Raw genomic sequence first — 15,646 nt, forward strand, 5'->3', positions numbered from 1 at the left:
GAGTAGGGTAAGGCCAAAAATGCCTTTATTTTCGAGTTTTATACTTCTGTAAAATTCAGAACATTAAAATAGTTGAATGCTTCTTTTTTGTTTTTTGAATCTGATGTATTTTCTATAAACCGGTAAACGCTCTGAATGTCATACCTCATGAGCATTGTTTCATCTTTCTTGCAAAGTGAGAGAATCTCTGGTTTATTAAATATTTCAAAATGAACTTTCAATAGTATAAGAGATGGAATAATAGTATCCATTAAAAAGTCTTCTCTTCTTATATCATCATCCATAAAAAAATAATCAGCTATCCATGACATTTGATTTAAGGAGGGAAGCTGTAAAACAAAAATATCAGAGTCGATAGATTCCCATAACTCGGATAGTTTTTTTTCACGACTCTTAATTTTGGATTCAAGGATTTTGTTAAATTCTTTTTTCTTATCTGTAATCGAAATAATAATTTGATTATACTCTTTTTTTAAGTTAGCAAGCAAAATGGCTTTCTCAATTTTCTCTTTAGAAATTTCATGTTTTAGTTTCAAAACCTCTGCTGATAGTTTTTCATTCTCGTAACTGATTTTAGTAATTTCTGCATTCATTTTTTTTAACTCCCTTAGCCATCGATATCCAAAACCGAGGTTTATCAATATACTTACTGTTAAACTGACAATAATTTCAGGACTCATTTTTCTGGTTTTGTCTTTGTATCTTTAGATGTGGATTGACCTGTTTTTTCAGTTTCTTTTATCTGTTTGATTACAGGGTTTGATAAGTCTTCTTTTTTCTCCATTCACACAGTATTTTTATAAATACTGGAAAGTCAAGAGCCTTCATCCTCTTTCGGTTCAAACTGAATACCGTTGTCACCCGGATAGGGAGACGTGTGGTCATTTTTACCTAATAATATTTCTGTAGGAATACCATCAAAGGCTTTACAATGAAATTTTGTAGAATCGTCATCGATAAAATGTTTACAATCATAACAGTAAGGGTCTATAATCATATTCTATTTCTCCATGTATTTATTAAATTCTGTAATAAACTTCTTATCCAGTTTTTTTCCCTGCTCAATCAACACGAAAATTTCTGCTAACCTTTCTTTTCCATCAATAGTGCTATATATACTGGTATCAAACTCTTTTCCAACCAGATTTTCTTTTTCTTTCAGGGTTTTTCCTTTGCTGAGTTTTGAATACTTTCCTAAAGTCAATTTATGTCCAAACTCATGGTTTACAAGATCTTTAAAGTTTTCTGCGTTCCAAAAACGTTTAGAACCTTCCTTTAATATAGACTGATTTAACTTTTCAAGAGTGTCAAGTTTTTTAAAATCAAAATAGGAATAGTTAAGTCTCAATACCGAACTACTTGATTGCATCATTGGTCTTTTTATCCTTTCAGATCCATCTTTCCTTTTCACTATGGTATCACAATTCATTGAAATGATTTCCTCATACGTCTTTCCATATTTTCCTCTTAAGCTTAGCAGTTGTTCATTTACTTCATTTGCCACGTAAAGAGGTAAGTCTTTATAACTCACTTTTTTAGCCAGTCCCTGATTAATAGCGAATTGTTCAGCCTCTTCAATAGAATTGGCCTTTACAAAACTATCAAAGCTTGCGACGACTGTGGTTCGGCAGCGGGGATGATATGGTGGTAGTTTATTTCCTAAAAGCTCAAAGGCTTCATCGCCTGTCATGCGTTTCAAGTCCAGGGCCTCTGCCTGGGCTTCGGTCGGATTTTTTCTTTCCTGCCAGAACCCCGCACGCGCCGGGTCATCCGAAACAAACTCTTTCACCCAGCTCACAGCCTTAGAAACCTCGATAGTCTTGCCGTGCATGGCAATGCAGATGTGACTTGTCTTCCTATCTATAACAGCCACAATTTCTAAGCGAGTTACACCCACAGCGGAAAAACGCTCTATACGCGAGAAGTTTCTCGACCGCAAAATATTATCACGAACAATATAATCGAGCTTACCCCTGAGTTCTGAGTTCGGGTCAAGCTCGCCTTTGACCTTCCTGCCAAGTAACTTCTCTTCTAAAGCTTTAATTACCTCAGAAGTTTTCCCTGTTTTCAAAGCCTCATTGATTGTATCTTCAAATTGATTCTTGGCTAAAGAAAACTGACCTCCCACATCCGTTTTCAAAACATTCTGAAAGAAAGACGTAACATTTTTATTAAAATCAGCTCTAGGAACTGTCGTGTCCGAATTCGGATTATCATAGTTCTGTCCATCTTTCCAGGCGTTTTCAAGAGCATCCAGAAACTGTTTTTCAATTTTTCTCGGAAACGAAAGACCCAGCTCGGTTTCGATTTTATCCAGAACAAGCTTTGAAAAGTTTTCCTTTGAAATATCTAATTTAGAAATTTCAGAGAGAAGAGCATCTACAGCGGCTTCATACTCAGAAAAGAAATGCGAGGCAAAGTTGTCCTCTATAGCCTGGTAAATAGCCCTTTCGTTTTGTGGCCAGACAGAAAGATGAGAATGACTACGCGACAAATGCCGCGTTAAATCTTTTTTCCGGCTAACCCTGTGGCTTTCTCATACCCTAATTCACGGGCAGCGGTATCTAAATCAATAATACCCGCATTCAATTTTAATAATACAGTTTCTACTTCCAGTTTCGTCGCTTCAATCTCCGCTTTCGGATCTAAAGCCCTGTCCGGGTTAAAACTCACAGTCACCCGTTTCAAATTAAAACCCTGAAAAAGCAAATGCTGGTAATAAATCTTTTCCAATACTCGTTTTACTAATCTTCTAATATTCGAAAGATTAGCCAGAAAAGCGTGATAGACTACACCGGCATAGGTTTCCGTAGTTGAATAGGTTCTACCCAAAAGGGAAGGGTCTATATCCAGACCGCTGGCAATTTGCTGTTCAACGAGCTGGAAAATATCCGTAGCTCCCTTTGCATCATTAGTAATGGTATGATGAGAAATATCTACATCATCATAGGCAACCGCGGCCCCGGAGGAAAAGTTTTTCCTAAAATTATCAGCAAAGTTTTGCAAGTCCCGTCTCAGGTAAGCCTGGAATTCTTCAGGAGCCATGTTCGATTCATTGAAGGGTAATTTACGCTTTGCGAATACAAAACCCAGAAGTCCATACTTGCGAATAATGTTTTTCACATCATTCAAACTATCCTTCTGGAGAAATGCGAGGTTCATAGCCGATAGAAAGGGAGGAATTCCATAGGGTGAATTTTCCTGCTGTAAAAGTGGAACATACATGTATTGGTTTGTATTCAAAGGAACATTTCTTCCGTTCACCATCTGAAAGGGAAGAAAATTGGAACCATCAAAATGAAACCGGATAGATTTTACAGGAACCATTACCACCTTATCAATCCTGTCAAATTTATTCGAGGGAACGAATTCACAGGAAATAGCTCCCTTAACCAGAATCTGCCGAAATAGAACATTAACCAGGCCATCCATACCGGCAGAGGGTTGAAAAATACTGGCTGCCATATTTTCAATGGACTCAGTAGCCTTTTCTTGCATTGAGTCTTTTAAACCATCAAACTCTACATAGTGCCCGGTGTTTCCGAGCTGAACAGTTCGTTTTACTGTCTGTGAAAAATCCGGATTGGTCAAAACCAGCTCCTCTAAAAAGTCTAAAAATTCGTAAGGAATAAGCGGGTTAATCTCGCCTACCGTGTAATTTTCAGAACTCTGATTTTCAACAGGGATAGACAATGTAGCTCGTTTCTTCATAAAGAATCTTTTAATATAATTAAACATGAATCCTCACATCCAGACGGGCTCGATTCCACTCACCCGATTATTTTTAGAAAGTTTATACGCAACTACCATACTATTTAAAGCCATGCCGAAGTGATTCTGTGCTTTTCGTTTATATTGATATTCTAAAACCCCATTGGCTCTTTCTACAGGTTCCTTGGTCAGGTGTAAAAGATGAGTCCGAAACTGGCTATACCTCTCGGATAATTCGGCAGGAACATTTTTCATAGCAGGAAGCTCAATTTTAGCTTCTTTTAATAAATCACAGGTTTCATCCAGAGACTCTGTTCGGTTAATATTGACCTTTAAAACCTCGTTTTCATCTTCCCCTTCTAACCCTGTTTTCAGTGTATCATTCTTAAAATATTGAATCCAAACGCGACCACGGAAAGAGCGGGCTATGTTTTTGCTTAAGGTTTTATAGGGCATGGCATCTACAACTCCTCCGAGTATTTTATGCTTATTAATTAAACGGATAATCCCGTTTTCGTTATCCGCATCAATTTCCTCTACCCAGTGAACCCGCAAAGCCCCTTTGTAATAATGTCCAAAAACGATATGGCACTTATCTCCAACATCCATACCGAAGTAAGACGCGTTATATCTTTCTTCCATGCCAAAATCTCTTTCGGCTCTTTTGATTACTTCCAGTGTAATAGGAACCTGACCGGGTGTAGCAAATGGCATTCCCAGAACGGAAATAGAAAAGTTTTTTTTGGCTGTCGTTCCATCTAATTCGCTGTATTGTTTATATATCTGTTCGGGAGTCCTGAAACTACAGATTAACTGGGAGAGATGATAACCCCTGTGAAACTTGGAGCGGTCTTTAAATTTCGGAATCCATCTTCCGTTCGCTACATCCAAACGTTTTCGGCATTTAATACATCCATAATACACAGAACCCCTGTGAAACACGATGCACTCAGGAAAGGTTTCATCTATAAAATTATCAGTTCGGCATTTACTGCACTTGATTCCCCAGAATCTCTGATCCGATTTTTTAAAACTGGCATCTATCCCAAATTCAGGTAGAGTTGGCTGGGATAATTCCGTAATCCAGCCAAACTGAGAGTGCAAAAGCCTGTCATCAGCGAATTTCAAATTTTCCTGATTGGCTTCATCTACTTCATCCTTTACCAGGTGGTCAACCGTAATCGAACGCACATTCGTTGCAGACTCTACCCCTCCAAAATGAATATAAAAGTTTTTAAATATTTTTAAACGCTTATTATCCGTATCATCCTCTTTTTTTAACGAGCTCAGATACTCTGATAAATTTACTGTAGGAGTAAATTTTGAATTTACAAAAATTTCAGAATGCGTATTTGTCGGGAAAAAATAGGCCGTTGCTATGCCCATTCTATCCCCTGCATAGAGACTGCGAGCAATCCCGTAGGTAGTTACACCAACCTGAACCCCTTTTCGGATGGTTAAGTGTGGATGTTGCCAGAACTCGTAAAGCTCTTTCAAAGGTTCGTGTTTATCAAAGCTAAATTCCTTCCACTTCCCGGAATCGTAAACTTTGAAATTCTGATAAATCCAATCTAAAACCTCTAATTTACGAAAGCTTAAAGAACCGGCTTTCTGAAAATGTTCAAAAATCTCATCCATTTTTACGCTTTGCCTTTTTTACCGTTTTAACCTTGTCCAGGGTTCGCATATACTCAAGAATGTCAGGCCAGTGCTTTTCAAATACAGGACCAATAACCGGATGCTCTTTCAAGGCTGTAATTAATCTATCCACAGCTTCCTTGGCTTTTTGGGAGGCCATATCGATTCCGAGCATTTCATCCCGCTTGGTAATCACTTTTAAATAGGCATTAGCCACATCAGAAGAAGTTCCGGTTTTTGCCTTACGCAACTGCGAAATCAGATAATCCTCCATATCCATTAAATTTTCAATGGTTTTGGATTGTCTTTCAGCTAAAGCTCTATCCGATAAAACGAGAGAACGTTTCCGAATTTCATCCCGTCGTTCTTCCCAGTCCTTCCCGTGTATGTTTTTTTCTACACTCCAGGCTTTCAGGGTTTGAACATGAAGTTTAATCCCCTCTTTTAAAAGAGTTTTTCTGGTTAAACTTAAATTACCGCCGGTCTCGAAATATATATCAAAGGCGCGGTTCTTTTGTTCTTCTGAGTAAGCCATACATAGGAGCATGGCATAAAACAGGAATCAGTGCAAGGTTGACCCTGCCGATGATTCCCGTTTTTCGTTCTATTTTATTCGAAATATAAGGCGGGTTTATAATTTAGAGAAAGGTAATGTTTTAAGTCTTTAGAGGAAAACCTGTATTTATGCGGTGAGACTCTTATAGAAGCAATTCGTCTTTCAATTCTATAATTCCGCAGGGTTCTTTCCGCAACTCCCAGAAGTCTGGCCGCCTCTTTTGGATTCAGGTCAAATTCTGTGGGGTCGATTTCTTTTTTAGGTTTTTGTTTTTCCGGGTCTCTTTCCATTCCAGGGAAAAGCCATAAAACTTGAGCCGAATCATCTTTCTTTCGTTTTGTTTGCATAGCGTGCCAATTATATATATTTTAGACTTCCATGCAAGCAAAAAAAAAGCCCGCAAAACTTTGCGAGCTAAAAAAAATAATGGAGGGATAGAATGTATAGAACTATTCTTCGCCGTTCATAACCTCATTGGCCTTCTCGGCTGCAAACTTACGAATCATATCTGCTTCAGGAGTTGCCGTTTCTCCTTTAATCGCTCTACCAATGGTTGATTTATCAAAGTTTCGTCCGGTAGCTGCAAAAATCATATTAGCCAATTGCGAATAACTTAATTTTGTTTTCTTAAATAAAATACTCAAATCACCGGCCACGTAGCGACTCAAAGCCTCATCGGCTTTCAAGCCTGTTTTAGAAAGAGCTTGAATCGCTGAGCAGGTAACTTTAATTTCCAGGGGAATCAAACCACAAACATTAGCAAACTGGTCAAAGCTTTGCTTTTTCTGAAAGCTAATATTATGAATCTGTAAGAAAAGGTGAAGCTCATCCTTGGTAATGGCTTTCATATTATACAGAGTCACCCTATTTTTTAACTCAGGAGGAGAGACAAGACTTCGTAAAACCGGTTTTCCGAATAGGGTTATGGCAAATAAAAATTCCCTTCTTACATCACCTCCCAGTTCATGCAGCTTCTTAATACCATAAAGGGCATCCATTCCCAGTTCCTGAGCCTCATCAATGGAAAGAATCACCTTTCTATGGGTTTCTGCGAGCCCACGTTTTAGTTGTTCAGCTTTAGAAATCACATCACGTTTGGGACGTTCATTCATGATTTTATCTATCATGAGAGACATGATAGCCGAAGTGCAATCTTTCTGCCTTACAAGTCCTGCCTCCGGTTCAATCACGATAAAGCCCGATGCATCTTCCTTGTAACGTCCGAGAGTTACACGTTTAATGGTAGTTTTTCCCATACCCGGCTCACCTGTGACAACCAGTATAGAACGTTTATTTACTGCAAAGCTTACTTTTCTGTATACATCCACAAAGCTTGCAGTAGGAACAATACCCATTTCCAATAATTGCTGATTAGCTTCTTGCCGTTTCATATCTATCACTCCTATCTAAATACATGTGAAAAATCTTTTGAATAGAATCTCTATCCTCTTTGGAAACTTGACCCTCTTCACGCAGTCGAGATTCAAAAAATAGCAACGCTTCTCTCTGCATATCCTCCGGAATTTCAGAGGCCCCTATAGCCATATCTTCACAGAGAGAGAAAAAAACATCCTCAGCGGAAATGTTATTTTCTGTAATCGGACTTAACGCAAAACCCCGTTTTATTTGACCTGCCAGGGTTTTTACCTCTTCTCGATTCCGTTCCCAGTCAGTCTTCTTATTGCCATAGTATCCCTCACCGAGAACCACGGCGCGTTCGTTCTGGCAAATATACTCGATTTTGTTGGCATCCACTGCTACCGGAAAATTACAAAACCTGCGTTTCAAAAGAACTTTCTGTCCTTTTAAATCAGGAGAAACATAGTATTTATTTTTATCCAACACTACCTCGCCGAATCCATCTACAGAGGCAATCTCAGGCTCAGTTCTCGCATATACAAAGTCCTGTCTCTGTGGTAAAACAGGTTCCATAGTAAGTCCTGATTCCCATTTCGAATAAAACCCTTTTTCAAAGTTATACTTTACAACCTCAGTTTCCATGAATTCCTTAAAGGCTTCAAATCGGTCTTCGTGTTCCATGAAATTACGAATCATAAAACCAAACTTTCTCTCAAACCTCTGGTTGTAACGAATCCTCGATTCTACAGCCCCGGTCGAATTGGCCCTTCCCGCCTCGTGAGTAAGGTGATTGATTCCAAAGTAGTAATTGAAATTAGCAAAGGCCTTACTACGAAAACCTGAACCAGGGTCGGAATAAATGTTCAGTGGCAGACCGCAAAGAGGATTCTCCCGGTTTTGTTTCCGGTTCATAAAGTAAATCATCGCTGTCAATAGGTCATCTGCATTTTCACCCAGACCATTATCAGCAAAGAAAATAACATCGAAAGCTTTTGAATAAACATCTACAACATGATAACCCCAGATTCTCCTGAGTCCTAACCGTTCCAATCGGTCTCTACCATGGGAAGTATCCGCTTTAAAGGTAGTATCATAAATCAGTTTTTTAGCTTTTGCTCTTGCATCAACGTAAATTGAAATAGCCGGAGAGGCATCGACTTGCAACCACTGATTTGAAAATTCGGCTTTTAGATGAATGGCTGCTCTATCACGTTTCATGCCTTCCGCGTTCAAACTAAATTTTCTTAGATAAAAGTCCATAGTTGATACTGAATAATTTTTTGTTATCAATCCTTTATCTATAGCCAGTGAAATAGCGTCTTTCGTAGTCTCAAAAACGCCTTTTTTATACATCTTACCCGAATCAGAAGTGGCATGGCCGAACTTAATAGCTGCTATTACCTTTACATCCTGAATCAGTTGTTCTTCACAGGCTACCCTCGGCTTGCCACGGTCAGAGCGTGTTTTCACGCTCTTTCCTTCTTTGAATTTTTTAATCCCTCTATACCAGATGTCTCTTGTCAGGCCTGGAGTGTTTTCGATTAAACCATCGCGAAACGCCCCTTTCTCTTTATTGGTTTTCAGACCTGAGTAAATCATATACTGGTTTCGAAAGAATTCGTCGCTAAACTGCAATTTCTTTCTCATCTTATTCCTCCGCGTCAACTACCTCGGCATCCTGAATGGCTCCACGTTCCTGCAACTTACGACTTACAGAAGGTTCCAATATCTCTAAAGCCTTGTGCATTCTCGCAAAGATACTGGACTCAGTAGTCAGGACCTCGATGTCATCTGTAATCTGGTTTCTCTGAATCAGATTGTCAAATTTCTCCAGGGACGAATAAAACTCTAAAAGACCGGCCATCACAGTTTTTTTGGAACGAATCGGCTCAAATTTACCCAGAGCAATTTCATCCTCCAGATTTTGCAAGCTACCCTCAGCCTTTTTCTTATCTGCAATCTCTTTGTCTAATTTGGCTTTTAATTCTTTATTCTCCTTTTTGATTTTTTCATTCATCTTTTCAATTTTAGCCAGTCTTCCGTGAATCAACTCCTTGATTTCCGCATCGTTTGCCTGTTCAGCAGACTCCACAAATTCCGGATCCTGAATCAACTGCAAAGCTTTGGTGATTCCAACTTCGGAAATGGCCTTTACTTTCTCTGCACTGGAAAACGATTCAGCCAGACGAATGTAGTTACGAACCGTTCTATCACTCAGGTTCATATACTCATAGGCATATTCCTTCATGCTGGCACAACCGCGAATCAAATAGAGCTTGCTATCGCGAATAGTTTTCAGGGACGTAGCAATCACATGAGCACCCATTCCAATCTGCATTTCGCAGAACGTTAAACGGGCGAAATCATCCCCTGAAAAAACAATCGTTTCTTTCGTTTCCGGGTCCTCTGTTTCCAACACTCCATTATTTTCTAAAACTGTTAATTCTGACATATTACATCTCCATGTAAAATTTTTGGTTAAGTTTAAAATAGTCATAGCACTGTTTTAACAGTGTCTGAGACAATTTATACGCCTTACCGTTATTCGACAAAATCCCATCTTCCTCGAAGGTAATGAGCATTCTCCTGACAGTAAGGTAATGAATATCCGCTTTAACTGCTATTTCGCTTAAAGTGAAGTGTCTATCCGGATTTTCCAAAAATAGCTTCAGAATAATATTAGCATTTTTTAAGTATCGCATTGTCGTTTTAGTATATCCTTTAAAGCCTCAATAATCCTTGATTTATCCTTCACACTCAATTCAGAATAGTCACTCTTACCCATTCGCTTCATAATCCCGGAAAGGTAAGCTGCCGGGCTTTCAACCTTCAGCTTCATGACAAGACTCTGGATGTAATCATCCTGTGAAAACTTCTGTCTTATCTGTTTTTTACTCTCACCTTTCAGGACTTCAATGATTTCCAGTAACTCAATTTCGCTTAAATCCTTGATAGACTCTTTATGAGTCTTTTCATATATAATAGTATGTAAAAGTTCGTTATCTATACCTTTCTCTTTTGCAAGAATAAAGATTTTAGCAACGCGCTTTCGTCTATTTTCTGTAATTTTGCTTGACATACACCGGCCTCGCAGTTTATAAACTTTTTAGCTAAACTGCAATTTCGGTCTTACGCCGATTTGGCCTCCTGATTTTTAAGCCAGGCTTCCCTGGCTTTTATTCTTTTACTGAGCTTCACATAGTATTCTTTCATCTCATCTGTCTGTAAGTATTTGGGTAGTTTACTAAACGAACTGGGATTACTCCCGGCCCGAAACATCTCCTCACAGTGAGCTTTCCAGAAATCAATATCCCTGAGAACCTGCAATTCATTAGGCATTTGTTCGGTTCCGCAGACAGGACAAAATTGGGCATGAACGTAAAGCATCTTATCTCGGTTTAATCTCCCAGGATTCTACAGGCTTTAGCTCAACCAGCCCGCGTAGATTTTCACTGAGTTCATCAACCCCATCTTTTACCAGGTTCTTAGTAATTTGCTGAACTCCAAAACTCTGTTTATCAGAGAAGTAAACCAGAAATGATTCTCCCAGAATTTCCCTTGCCCTAACAACATTGATGGGGGGAAGAATCCAGCTATTACTGATTTTCAGGCTTATATCACCAAATTCACAGCTGAGTTTTCCGGATTCTTTTAGCAGGGGATAAAGCTCTTCTTTCATGGCCTTCATCCGCTCATTCAGTCTGTCAGATTGGGCTTTTAGTTTTAAAAGCTTTTCGACAGTAGACTGTGCGTTTTTCTTGCCTGCATTACGGCTGGTTTTTCTTGTATTTGTTTTTGTGTTAGTTTTTGTTTTAGTTGGCATCTTGTTCCTCTTTTATTTGATTATCTAATTCAGCTATAGCTTTCTTTTCCAGCTCGACCTCTACACCAAAGCGAGCATTCCATTCAAAGAACTCCTCAGACAGATTTTTCTCAGCCAGGAAAACCTCGGCTCTTGCGTATTGCTCAAGGAGTAGTTCATAGCTGGTATAAAAACCGAGATGCAATTCTCTGTGAGAAAGTTTTGTTTGCTCTTTTACCATTTTTACAAGTGTATCTTTAGGCATATCAGTCTCCTATGTAAATGTCGCCAGGACGCTTATTCCGAGTCCGAACCGGTTTTTTTGTGCTGCTGGCTTTCACAGTCATTATTAGATTGTGCATAAGGCCGTTTATATACGCATCTACATGCCAGATTTGACCTATCTTGGAAATACGAACCTCGGCAGTCTGCTCAGCCAGGTTCCTATCTACGTAAAAGGGCTGCCCATTAAAATCGATACAACCGGATTTATCAATCAGGTAAAAAGGAGGCTTGACATTTTCCTCTACCTGATTTATACTTGTGTTAGTTTTTGTTTTAGGGGTAACCTTAGTTGCCCTTTTTTTTGTTTTTTTCTTTGTAGTGGGTTTATCAGTTGTTTTCACGTTTAACCTCTTTGATTCCGAAAAATCCCTGACTTTTAAAGTATTGCTGGTTTGTCAGGTCTACCAGTTGTGGCTTGGAGGTAGTTGCAGCCAGACGAGATTTAGCACTCAGGTAAATGATAGCCGACTCCCTGTCCTCATCCGGTTTGATGGTAATCTCCAGAATGATTTTACGAGGAGCAGATGCCCAGGTGCGTTTGTCGTTGATATTTTCCCTGACCTCTTGCAAACGTTCATCGAAAATCTGCGAAATTTCTCCATTAGCAATTTGCTTCAACGTTAATTCAGCGATAGGAGTTTTCATTTTTCTTATACCTCACTTTTATGGGCGTGCAAATCCCGCGCGCCTCCGGCAATTTCAAAATTGCCAGGTTGCATTCCCTGTGTGTCCGAAACTTTTCGTGTTTCACCAATTCTCCTACCTCCGGAAACGATACCAAAAGCCAGAATGTTACTGCGCTTCCCAGGACTGTTTTCATAACCTTGCGTTCCTTCCTTTTCTAAAAAAGTTTTTACAATCGATTGAATGGCATATTCTACCGCAGAATCAGCCGGCATAATTACCATAGAACGTCCGCTTCGAACTAAACGTTCTTCTAACTCTTCAACCAAAACATTCAAATTACAGGTCTTTAATTCTAATCTTAATTCGTCTTCTGTCATATAGCCTTCTTAAACAGTTCCAACTGTTTGAAATAGTTCTGAGGCAATATGGTTACCTGCAAACTCAGGTCTGAATTAAAATAGGTAATCGGGGCCTGAATCACCCAGCTTTCGATGATAGCTGTTAAAAGTCTGTCATCCCTGTAGTTTTGAACTCTACCTGTAATCATGTATTCCAGTCGTGATGCCAGGTTTTTCAGAGTTGCTTTGGCTCCTTTACCAAGAACCCTATAGCCCTCCAATTGGTTTATAGTTCTAACCCTCGGTTTTCTCATTGTCTGTATCCTCAATATCAAAACACTTAAGAGTATGCTTAAACCCTTTTAATGCCAATCTAACGTCTATCCTGCAATCCTGAATGGCTCTTTCCAGATCATAGATAAACTGAGTCCGGAGTTCATCACTGAGAGCCCTATCTGCCAGAGTGGCAAAGTTCAGAACTGTTTCCATACTGGTAGAAACCCAGTCCAATTCAACCAGTAGATAGCGGTAATATTCTAATATTACATCAATCTTAACCGGCTTTTTCGTTTTATTCTTCATGCTACACGCTCCTTTTTATTCTTGCCTTTTATGGGAAGTTTTGCAGCGATGTTTATATGGATATTGCAGGGCTTATCATTAATCATTCCGACAAATCGAAGGGAGGAAGAACCTTTGAAAAGTTTCTTAAGACCCGAAAGCAGGGCTTTGTCTTTTACATCGTCGATTCTCATACGCAAAGAATCATTGCTAAATGTAAAGCACCCGTCGCCGGCTTCAAATACCGAATGGAACGAATAAAGCCTGTTGATCCACCCTTTCAATCCAAACAACAACCGCTTTACTATTTCGCTCATCTCCAGGGGGCCAAAGTGGCTGCTTTTATGGCTCTGGATAGTTCCGGGCTTTGCTCCTTCATGGCATCGCGTGGCTTCGGAAATAATATCATTAGCGATGAGATGTTCCAATTTAGTATTCAGCTCTAAAAGCATTTCCTTAATTTCGCTCTCATTGGCAATTGAATCTTCCGCTTTAAATTCAATCCGACTGAGAGCAGCCTGAATTCCTAATTCCACGTCTTTATTCATCCTGGCCTCCAAATTGGTTTAACAAAAACCGAGAGAAAAAACTGATACATTCCACATCATCAGTAATTGTTTTTAAAGTGCACTCGATGAAGTTAACCAATTTATCATCACGTCTATCTGCTAAATTCTCAGAGAAATATTTAATATTAAACTCTAAATTCTCAAATGTATCCTCAAGCATCAGAACTACCTGCCCGACCTCGGCATCTGTATATAGACTGCTTACGTTAATCTCAACCAAATCCCTATTGATTGTAGTTACAAGGCAACCAACCCAGATAGCGAAATCAGCACGGTCTTTCTTTGGAATACGATTCACCAACTCCGAAAAGGAATCAATACCTGCCTGAACGTTTTCGAACGGTTTAAACAGCGGAAATTCCAACCTTTCTTCATTCTCGTTCATGCTACATTTCTCTCCTTTAATTCTATTGAATCGTCGTTGATTGCATCGGCATTACAAACAGCCGAATCCTCGTTTGAATCCTCATTTACATTCCGTGGCACACGGGAATAGGGCTCGCGGGGCCAGACTCGTAACTGGGGCCAGAGCTGCAAAACCTGCTCATCACTCAGTCCTAAATCAGCCTGAATTGCCGTGATAATAGGAATTATAGCTCTATCACCACGAACACAGCTTGAAAAGTTAGCAAATTCATATCCCAGTGTAATTGATGCCTTAGCTATTCCAAGATGCTTCCTGCGAAGAACACTTTTTAGAGTTTTGTGGTTAGTTATTGTTTTAGGGTCGAAATTGAACGCTTTTTTGGCCGTAGCGTCCAGAATGGCCTGATTTATTTGTTGACCTTTCATCGATTCCTCCTGATTGTAATTTCCAGAGCGGAAATTGATTTCCGTTTTGGTAGTAGTAGTATATTTCACGTATTACGAAAGTCAACAAAAAAATTCTCGTAATACGAAAAAAAGTAGAGTTTTATGGTTGGGAAGCGACTCGATTTAATACGAAAACAAACAGGACAGAGAAAGATTCAATTTGCAGAATCCATAGGACTATCATCCGGAGGGTATAATGATATTATATCAGGAAGAAATAAGAGTATTTCACGGCCAGTCCTGAAAGCACTCGAATACGGATACTCAGTTAATCCGGATTGGTTGCTGACCGGTGAGGGAGATATGTTTTTAGAGCCAAAAGGCAATGCAAACACTGGAAATTCCGGAGGGAATATCATCCAGACAAGTGGTTCTGGCAATACTTACAACATAAAATATTCCAATAAATACTATTTATCCGACGATGAAGCCGAGCTGGTCGAATCCTACCGGGAGGGAAACGGAAAAAAACTCCTGAAATTACTCGCAAAACTACTCCCGGCCATACTCATCGGCTTTATGCTCTACTACTTCTGGCCCCCGGAACAACCCGCCCAGGCCAAGGAACCGAAACTGGAAATCAAACACAAGGTTTGAGGTGTGGTGATGGATAGTAATAGAAAATTTTACGATTTTATAAAAAAGCACTCAAGAATAATATTATCTATTCTATCCACTATATTCAGTTTTTATACTGCATATCTTACCAACTTCTATAAAAGCTTGACATTAGAAAATTATTATGGTATACCCGTTTTTATATTAATCCTTTTAACAGGTATACTGGTAGGTTTTTCAATGTCAGCGACAATCAACAACAACCAAATAGAAAACAACCCGGATAGTTTTTTTATAGAACTTCCATTACAGGTAATTGAGGTTGAAGGCGAGTTTCACGAAATACTTGGTGTAAAACTCAAAACCATAGGAAAAAGTCCATCTAAACAGGTTCTACCATCTGTGTATTGTCCGGATTGTCAGATAAAAATGTTTGAAAGAAAAACCTTTCTGGGTATGTATAAATTTGAATGCGCAAAATGTGGAACCGTTAAAAAATTAAAATATAGTAAGCGTGAACTCATGGAAGTTATAGCCAGCAAATAAAGTATTAATCCAGAGCTTTTAGACTATGAAATTCAGTAATGTGCAAAATTTGCACAAACCAACTAAGAACCAACCAAGTATTAGTTTACAGTTCATGCGGACTGTAAATTTACGAGCGGATTGTAAAAGTTTCGTTTAAACCTCGTTTAAATCTCTACTAAGGTTCATCCCCACATGCGTGGAGAAAAGTTTCTTTGCATCCTTTAACACATAAGCCATTCCGGTTCATCCCACATACGTGGAGAAAAGAGTCCATGCAGACACTTGATAACAAGTTATTCAT

At 39.1% G+C, this 15,646-nt stretch carries 25 protein-coding genes; 2 read left to right on the top strand and 23 right to left on the bottom strand.

Features of this window, described 5'->3' with window-relative positions; genetic code table 11:
• Positions 1–38 precede the first annotated feature (38 nt).
• The 23 genes from H7A25_22245 to H7A25_22355 form a co-directional block, all read right to left on the bottom strand.
• Positions 39–680 carry a hypothetical protein gene (locus H7A25_22245; GenBank protein ID MCP5502635.1) on the bottom strand — a complete coding sequence of 214 codons (642 nt, stop codon included), beginning with the start codon at positions 678–680 and terminating at the stop codon, positions 39–41.
• A gap of 134 nt (positions 681–814) precedes the next feature.
• On the bottom strand, positions 815–997 hold the full coding sequence (locus H7A25_22250; protein ID MCP5502636.1) for a hypothetical protein: 183 nt from the start codon (positions 995–997) through the stop codon (positions 815–817).
• A 3-nt stretch (positions 998–1,000) separates the two neighbouring features.
• Positions 1,001–2,494: a hypothetical protein gene (locus H7A25_22255; GenBank protein ID MCP5502637.1), complete on the bottom strand. Its 1,494-nt coding sequence runs from the start codon at positions 2,492–2,494 to the stop codon at positions 1,001–1,003.
• Between the two features lie 8 nt (positions 2,495–2,502).
• The gene (locus tag H7A25_22260) at positions 2,503–3,711 is read right to left on the bottom strand and encodes a hypothetical protein (protein ID MCP5502638.1); all 1,209 of its coding nucleotides are present in this window, start codon (positions 3,709–3,711) and stop codon (positions 2,503–2,505) included.
• Positions 3,712–3,744: 33 nt separating this feature from the next.
• Positions 3,745–5,349 carry a phage terminase large subunit family protein gene (locus tag H7A25_22265; GenBank protein ID MCP5502639.1) on the bottom strand — a complete coding sequence of 535 codons (1,605 nt, stop codon included), beginning with the start codon at positions 5,347–5,349 and terminating at the stop codon, positions 3,745–3,747.
• Positions 5,342–5,884, bottom strand: coding sequence for a hypothetical protein (locus H7A25_22270; protein ID MCP5502640.1), 543 nt, complete (start codon positions 5,882–5,884; stop codon positions 5,342–5,344). Before H7A25_22270 ends, H7A25_22265 begins: the two co-directional genes overlap by 8 nt.
• A gap of 74 nt (positions 5,885–5,958) precedes the next feature.
• Positions 5,959–6,252: a helix-turn-helix domain-containing protein gene (locus tag H7A25_22275; GenBank protein ID MCP5502641.1), complete on the bottom strand. Its 294-nt coding sequence runs from the start codon at positions 6,250–6,252 to the stop codon at positions 5,959–5,961.
• Positions 6,253–6,354: 102 nt separating this feature from the next.
• Positions 6,355–7,296 (bottom strand): AAA family ATPase, encoded by a 942-nt coding sequence (locus H7A25_22280; protein MCP5502642.1) that lies wholly within the window; start codon positions 7,294–7,296, stop codon positions 6,355–6,357.
• Positions 7,277–8,911, bottom strand: coding sequence for a transposase family protein (locus tag H7A25_22285; GenBank protein ID MCP5502643.1), 1,635 nt, complete (start codon positions 8,909–8,911; stop codon positions 7,277–7,279). The genes H7A25_22280 and H7A25_22285 overlap by 20 nt, the downstream gene beginning before the upstream one ends.
• Before the next feature lies 1 nt (position 8,912).
• Positions 8,913–9,716 carry a hypothetical protein gene (locus H7A25_22290; GenBank protein ID MCP5502644.1) on the bottom strand — a complete coding sequence of 268 codons (804 nt, stop codon included), beginning with the start codon at positions 9,714–9,716 and terminating at the stop codon, positions 8,913–8,915.
• 1 nt (position 9,717) lies between these two features.
• A complete protein-coding gene (locus tag H7A25_22295) occupies positions 9,718–9,966 on the bottom strand; it encodes a helix-turn-helix domain-containing protein (protein ID MCP5502645.1) in 249 nt (82 codons plus the stop codon).
• Positions 9,954–10,343 (bottom strand): DUF1018 domain-containing protein, encoded by a 390-nt coding sequence (locus H7A25_22300; GenBank protein ID MCP5502646.1) that lies wholly within the window; start codon positions 10,341–10,343, stop codon positions 9,954–9,956. Before H7A25_22300 ends, H7A25_22295 begins: the two co-directional genes overlap by 13 nt.
• A gap of 50 nt (positions 10,344–10,393) precedes the next feature.
• On the bottom strand, positions 10,394–10,603 hold the full coding sequence (locus H7A25_22305) for a hypothetical protein (GenBank protein MCP5502647.1): 210 nt from the start codon (positions 10,601–10,603) through the stop codon (positions 10,394–10,396).
• 49 nt (positions 10,604–10,652) lie between these two features.
• Positions 10,653–11,087 carry a hypothetical protein gene (locus H7A25_22310; protein ID MCP5502648.1) on the bottom strand — a complete coding sequence of 145 codons (435 nt, stop codon included), beginning with the start codon at positions 11,085–11,087 and terminating at the stop codon, positions 10,653–10,655.
• Positions 11,077–11,331 carry a hypothetical protein gene (locus H7A25_22315; protein ID MCP5502649.1) on the bottom strand — a complete coding sequence of 85 codons (255 nt, stop codon included), beginning with the start codon at positions 11,329–11,331 and terminating at the stop codon, positions 11,077–11,079. The genes H7A25_22310 and H7A25_22315 overlap by 11 nt, the downstream gene beginning before the upstream one ends.
• 1 nt (position 11,332) lies before the next feature.
• Entirely contained in the window at positions 11,333–11,692 is a 360-nt protein-coding gene (locus H7A25_22320) for a hypothetical protein (protein ID MCP5502650.1), read from the bottom strand.
• On the bottom strand, positions 11,679–11,996 hold the full coding sequence (locus H7A25_22325) for a hypothetical protein (protein ID MCP5502651.1): 318 nt from the start codon (positions 11,994–11,996) through the stop codon (positions 11,679–11,681). Before H7A25_22325 ends, H7A25_22320 begins: the two co-directional genes overlap by 14 nt.
• Before the next feature lie 5 nt (positions 11,997–12,001).
• Positions 12,002–12,355: a hypothetical protein gene (locus tag H7A25_22330; protein ID MCP5502652.1), complete on the bottom strand. Its 354-nt coding sequence runs from the start codon at positions 12,353–12,355 to the stop codon at positions 12,002–12,004.
• The gene (locus H7A25_22335; GenBank protein MCP5502653.1) at positions 12,352–12,630 is read right to left on the bottom strand and encodes a hypothetical protein; all 279 of its coding nucleotides are present in this window, start codon (positions 12,628–12,630) and stop codon (positions 12,352–12,354) included. Before H7A25_22335 ends, H7A25_22330 begins: the two co-directional genes overlap by 4 nt.
• Positions 12,611–12,898, bottom strand: a complete 288-nt coding sequence (locus H7A25_22340) for a hypothetical protein (protein MCP5502654.1) — start codon at positions 12,896–12,898, stop codon at positions 12,611–12,613. Before H7A25_22340 ends, H7A25_22335 begins: the two co-directional genes overlap by 20 nt.
• Complete coding sequence (locus H7A25_22345; GenBank protein MCP5502655.1) at positions 12,895–13,425, bottom strand: hypothetical protein; 531 nt, start codon at positions 13,423–13,425, stop codon at positions 12,895–12,897. Before H7A25_22345 ends, H7A25_22340 begins: the two co-directional genes overlap by 4 nt.
• The gene (locus H7A25_22350; GenBank protein ID MCP5502656.1) at positions 13,418–13,831 is read right to left on the bottom strand and encodes a hypothetical protein; all 414 of its coding nucleotides are present in this window, start codon (positions 13,829–13,831) and stop codon (positions 13,418–13,420) included. The genes H7A25_22345 and H7A25_22350 overlap by 8 nt, the downstream gene beginning before the upstream one ends.
• A complete protein-coding gene (locus H7A25_22355) occupies positions 13,828–14,238 on the bottom strand; it encodes a hypothetical protein (GenBank protein MCP5502657.1) in 411 nt (136 codons plus the stop codon). The genes H7A25_22350 and H7A25_22355 overlap by 4 nt, the downstream gene beginning before the upstream one ends.
• A 123-nt stretch (positions 14,239–14,361) precedes the next feature.
• On the opposite strand from H7A25_22355, the gene H7A25_22360 reads away from it, so the two are divergent.
• Entirely contained in the window at positions 14,362–14,856 is a 495-nt protein-coding gene (locus H7A25_22360; GenBank protein ID MCP5502658.1) for a helix-turn-helix transcriptional regulator, read from the top strand.
• Between the two features lie 9 nt (positions 14,857–14,865).
• Entirely contained in the window at positions 14,866–15,363 is a 498-nt protein-coding gene (locus H7A25_22365; protein MCP5502659.1) for a hypothetical protein, read from the top strand.
• Positions 15,364–15,646 lie beyond the last annotated feature (283 nt).

It is taken from the genome of Leptospiraceae bacterium (assembly GCA_024233835.1).
Classification (GTDB): Bacteria; Spirochaetota; Leptospiria; order Leptospirales; family Leptospiraceae; genus JACKPC01.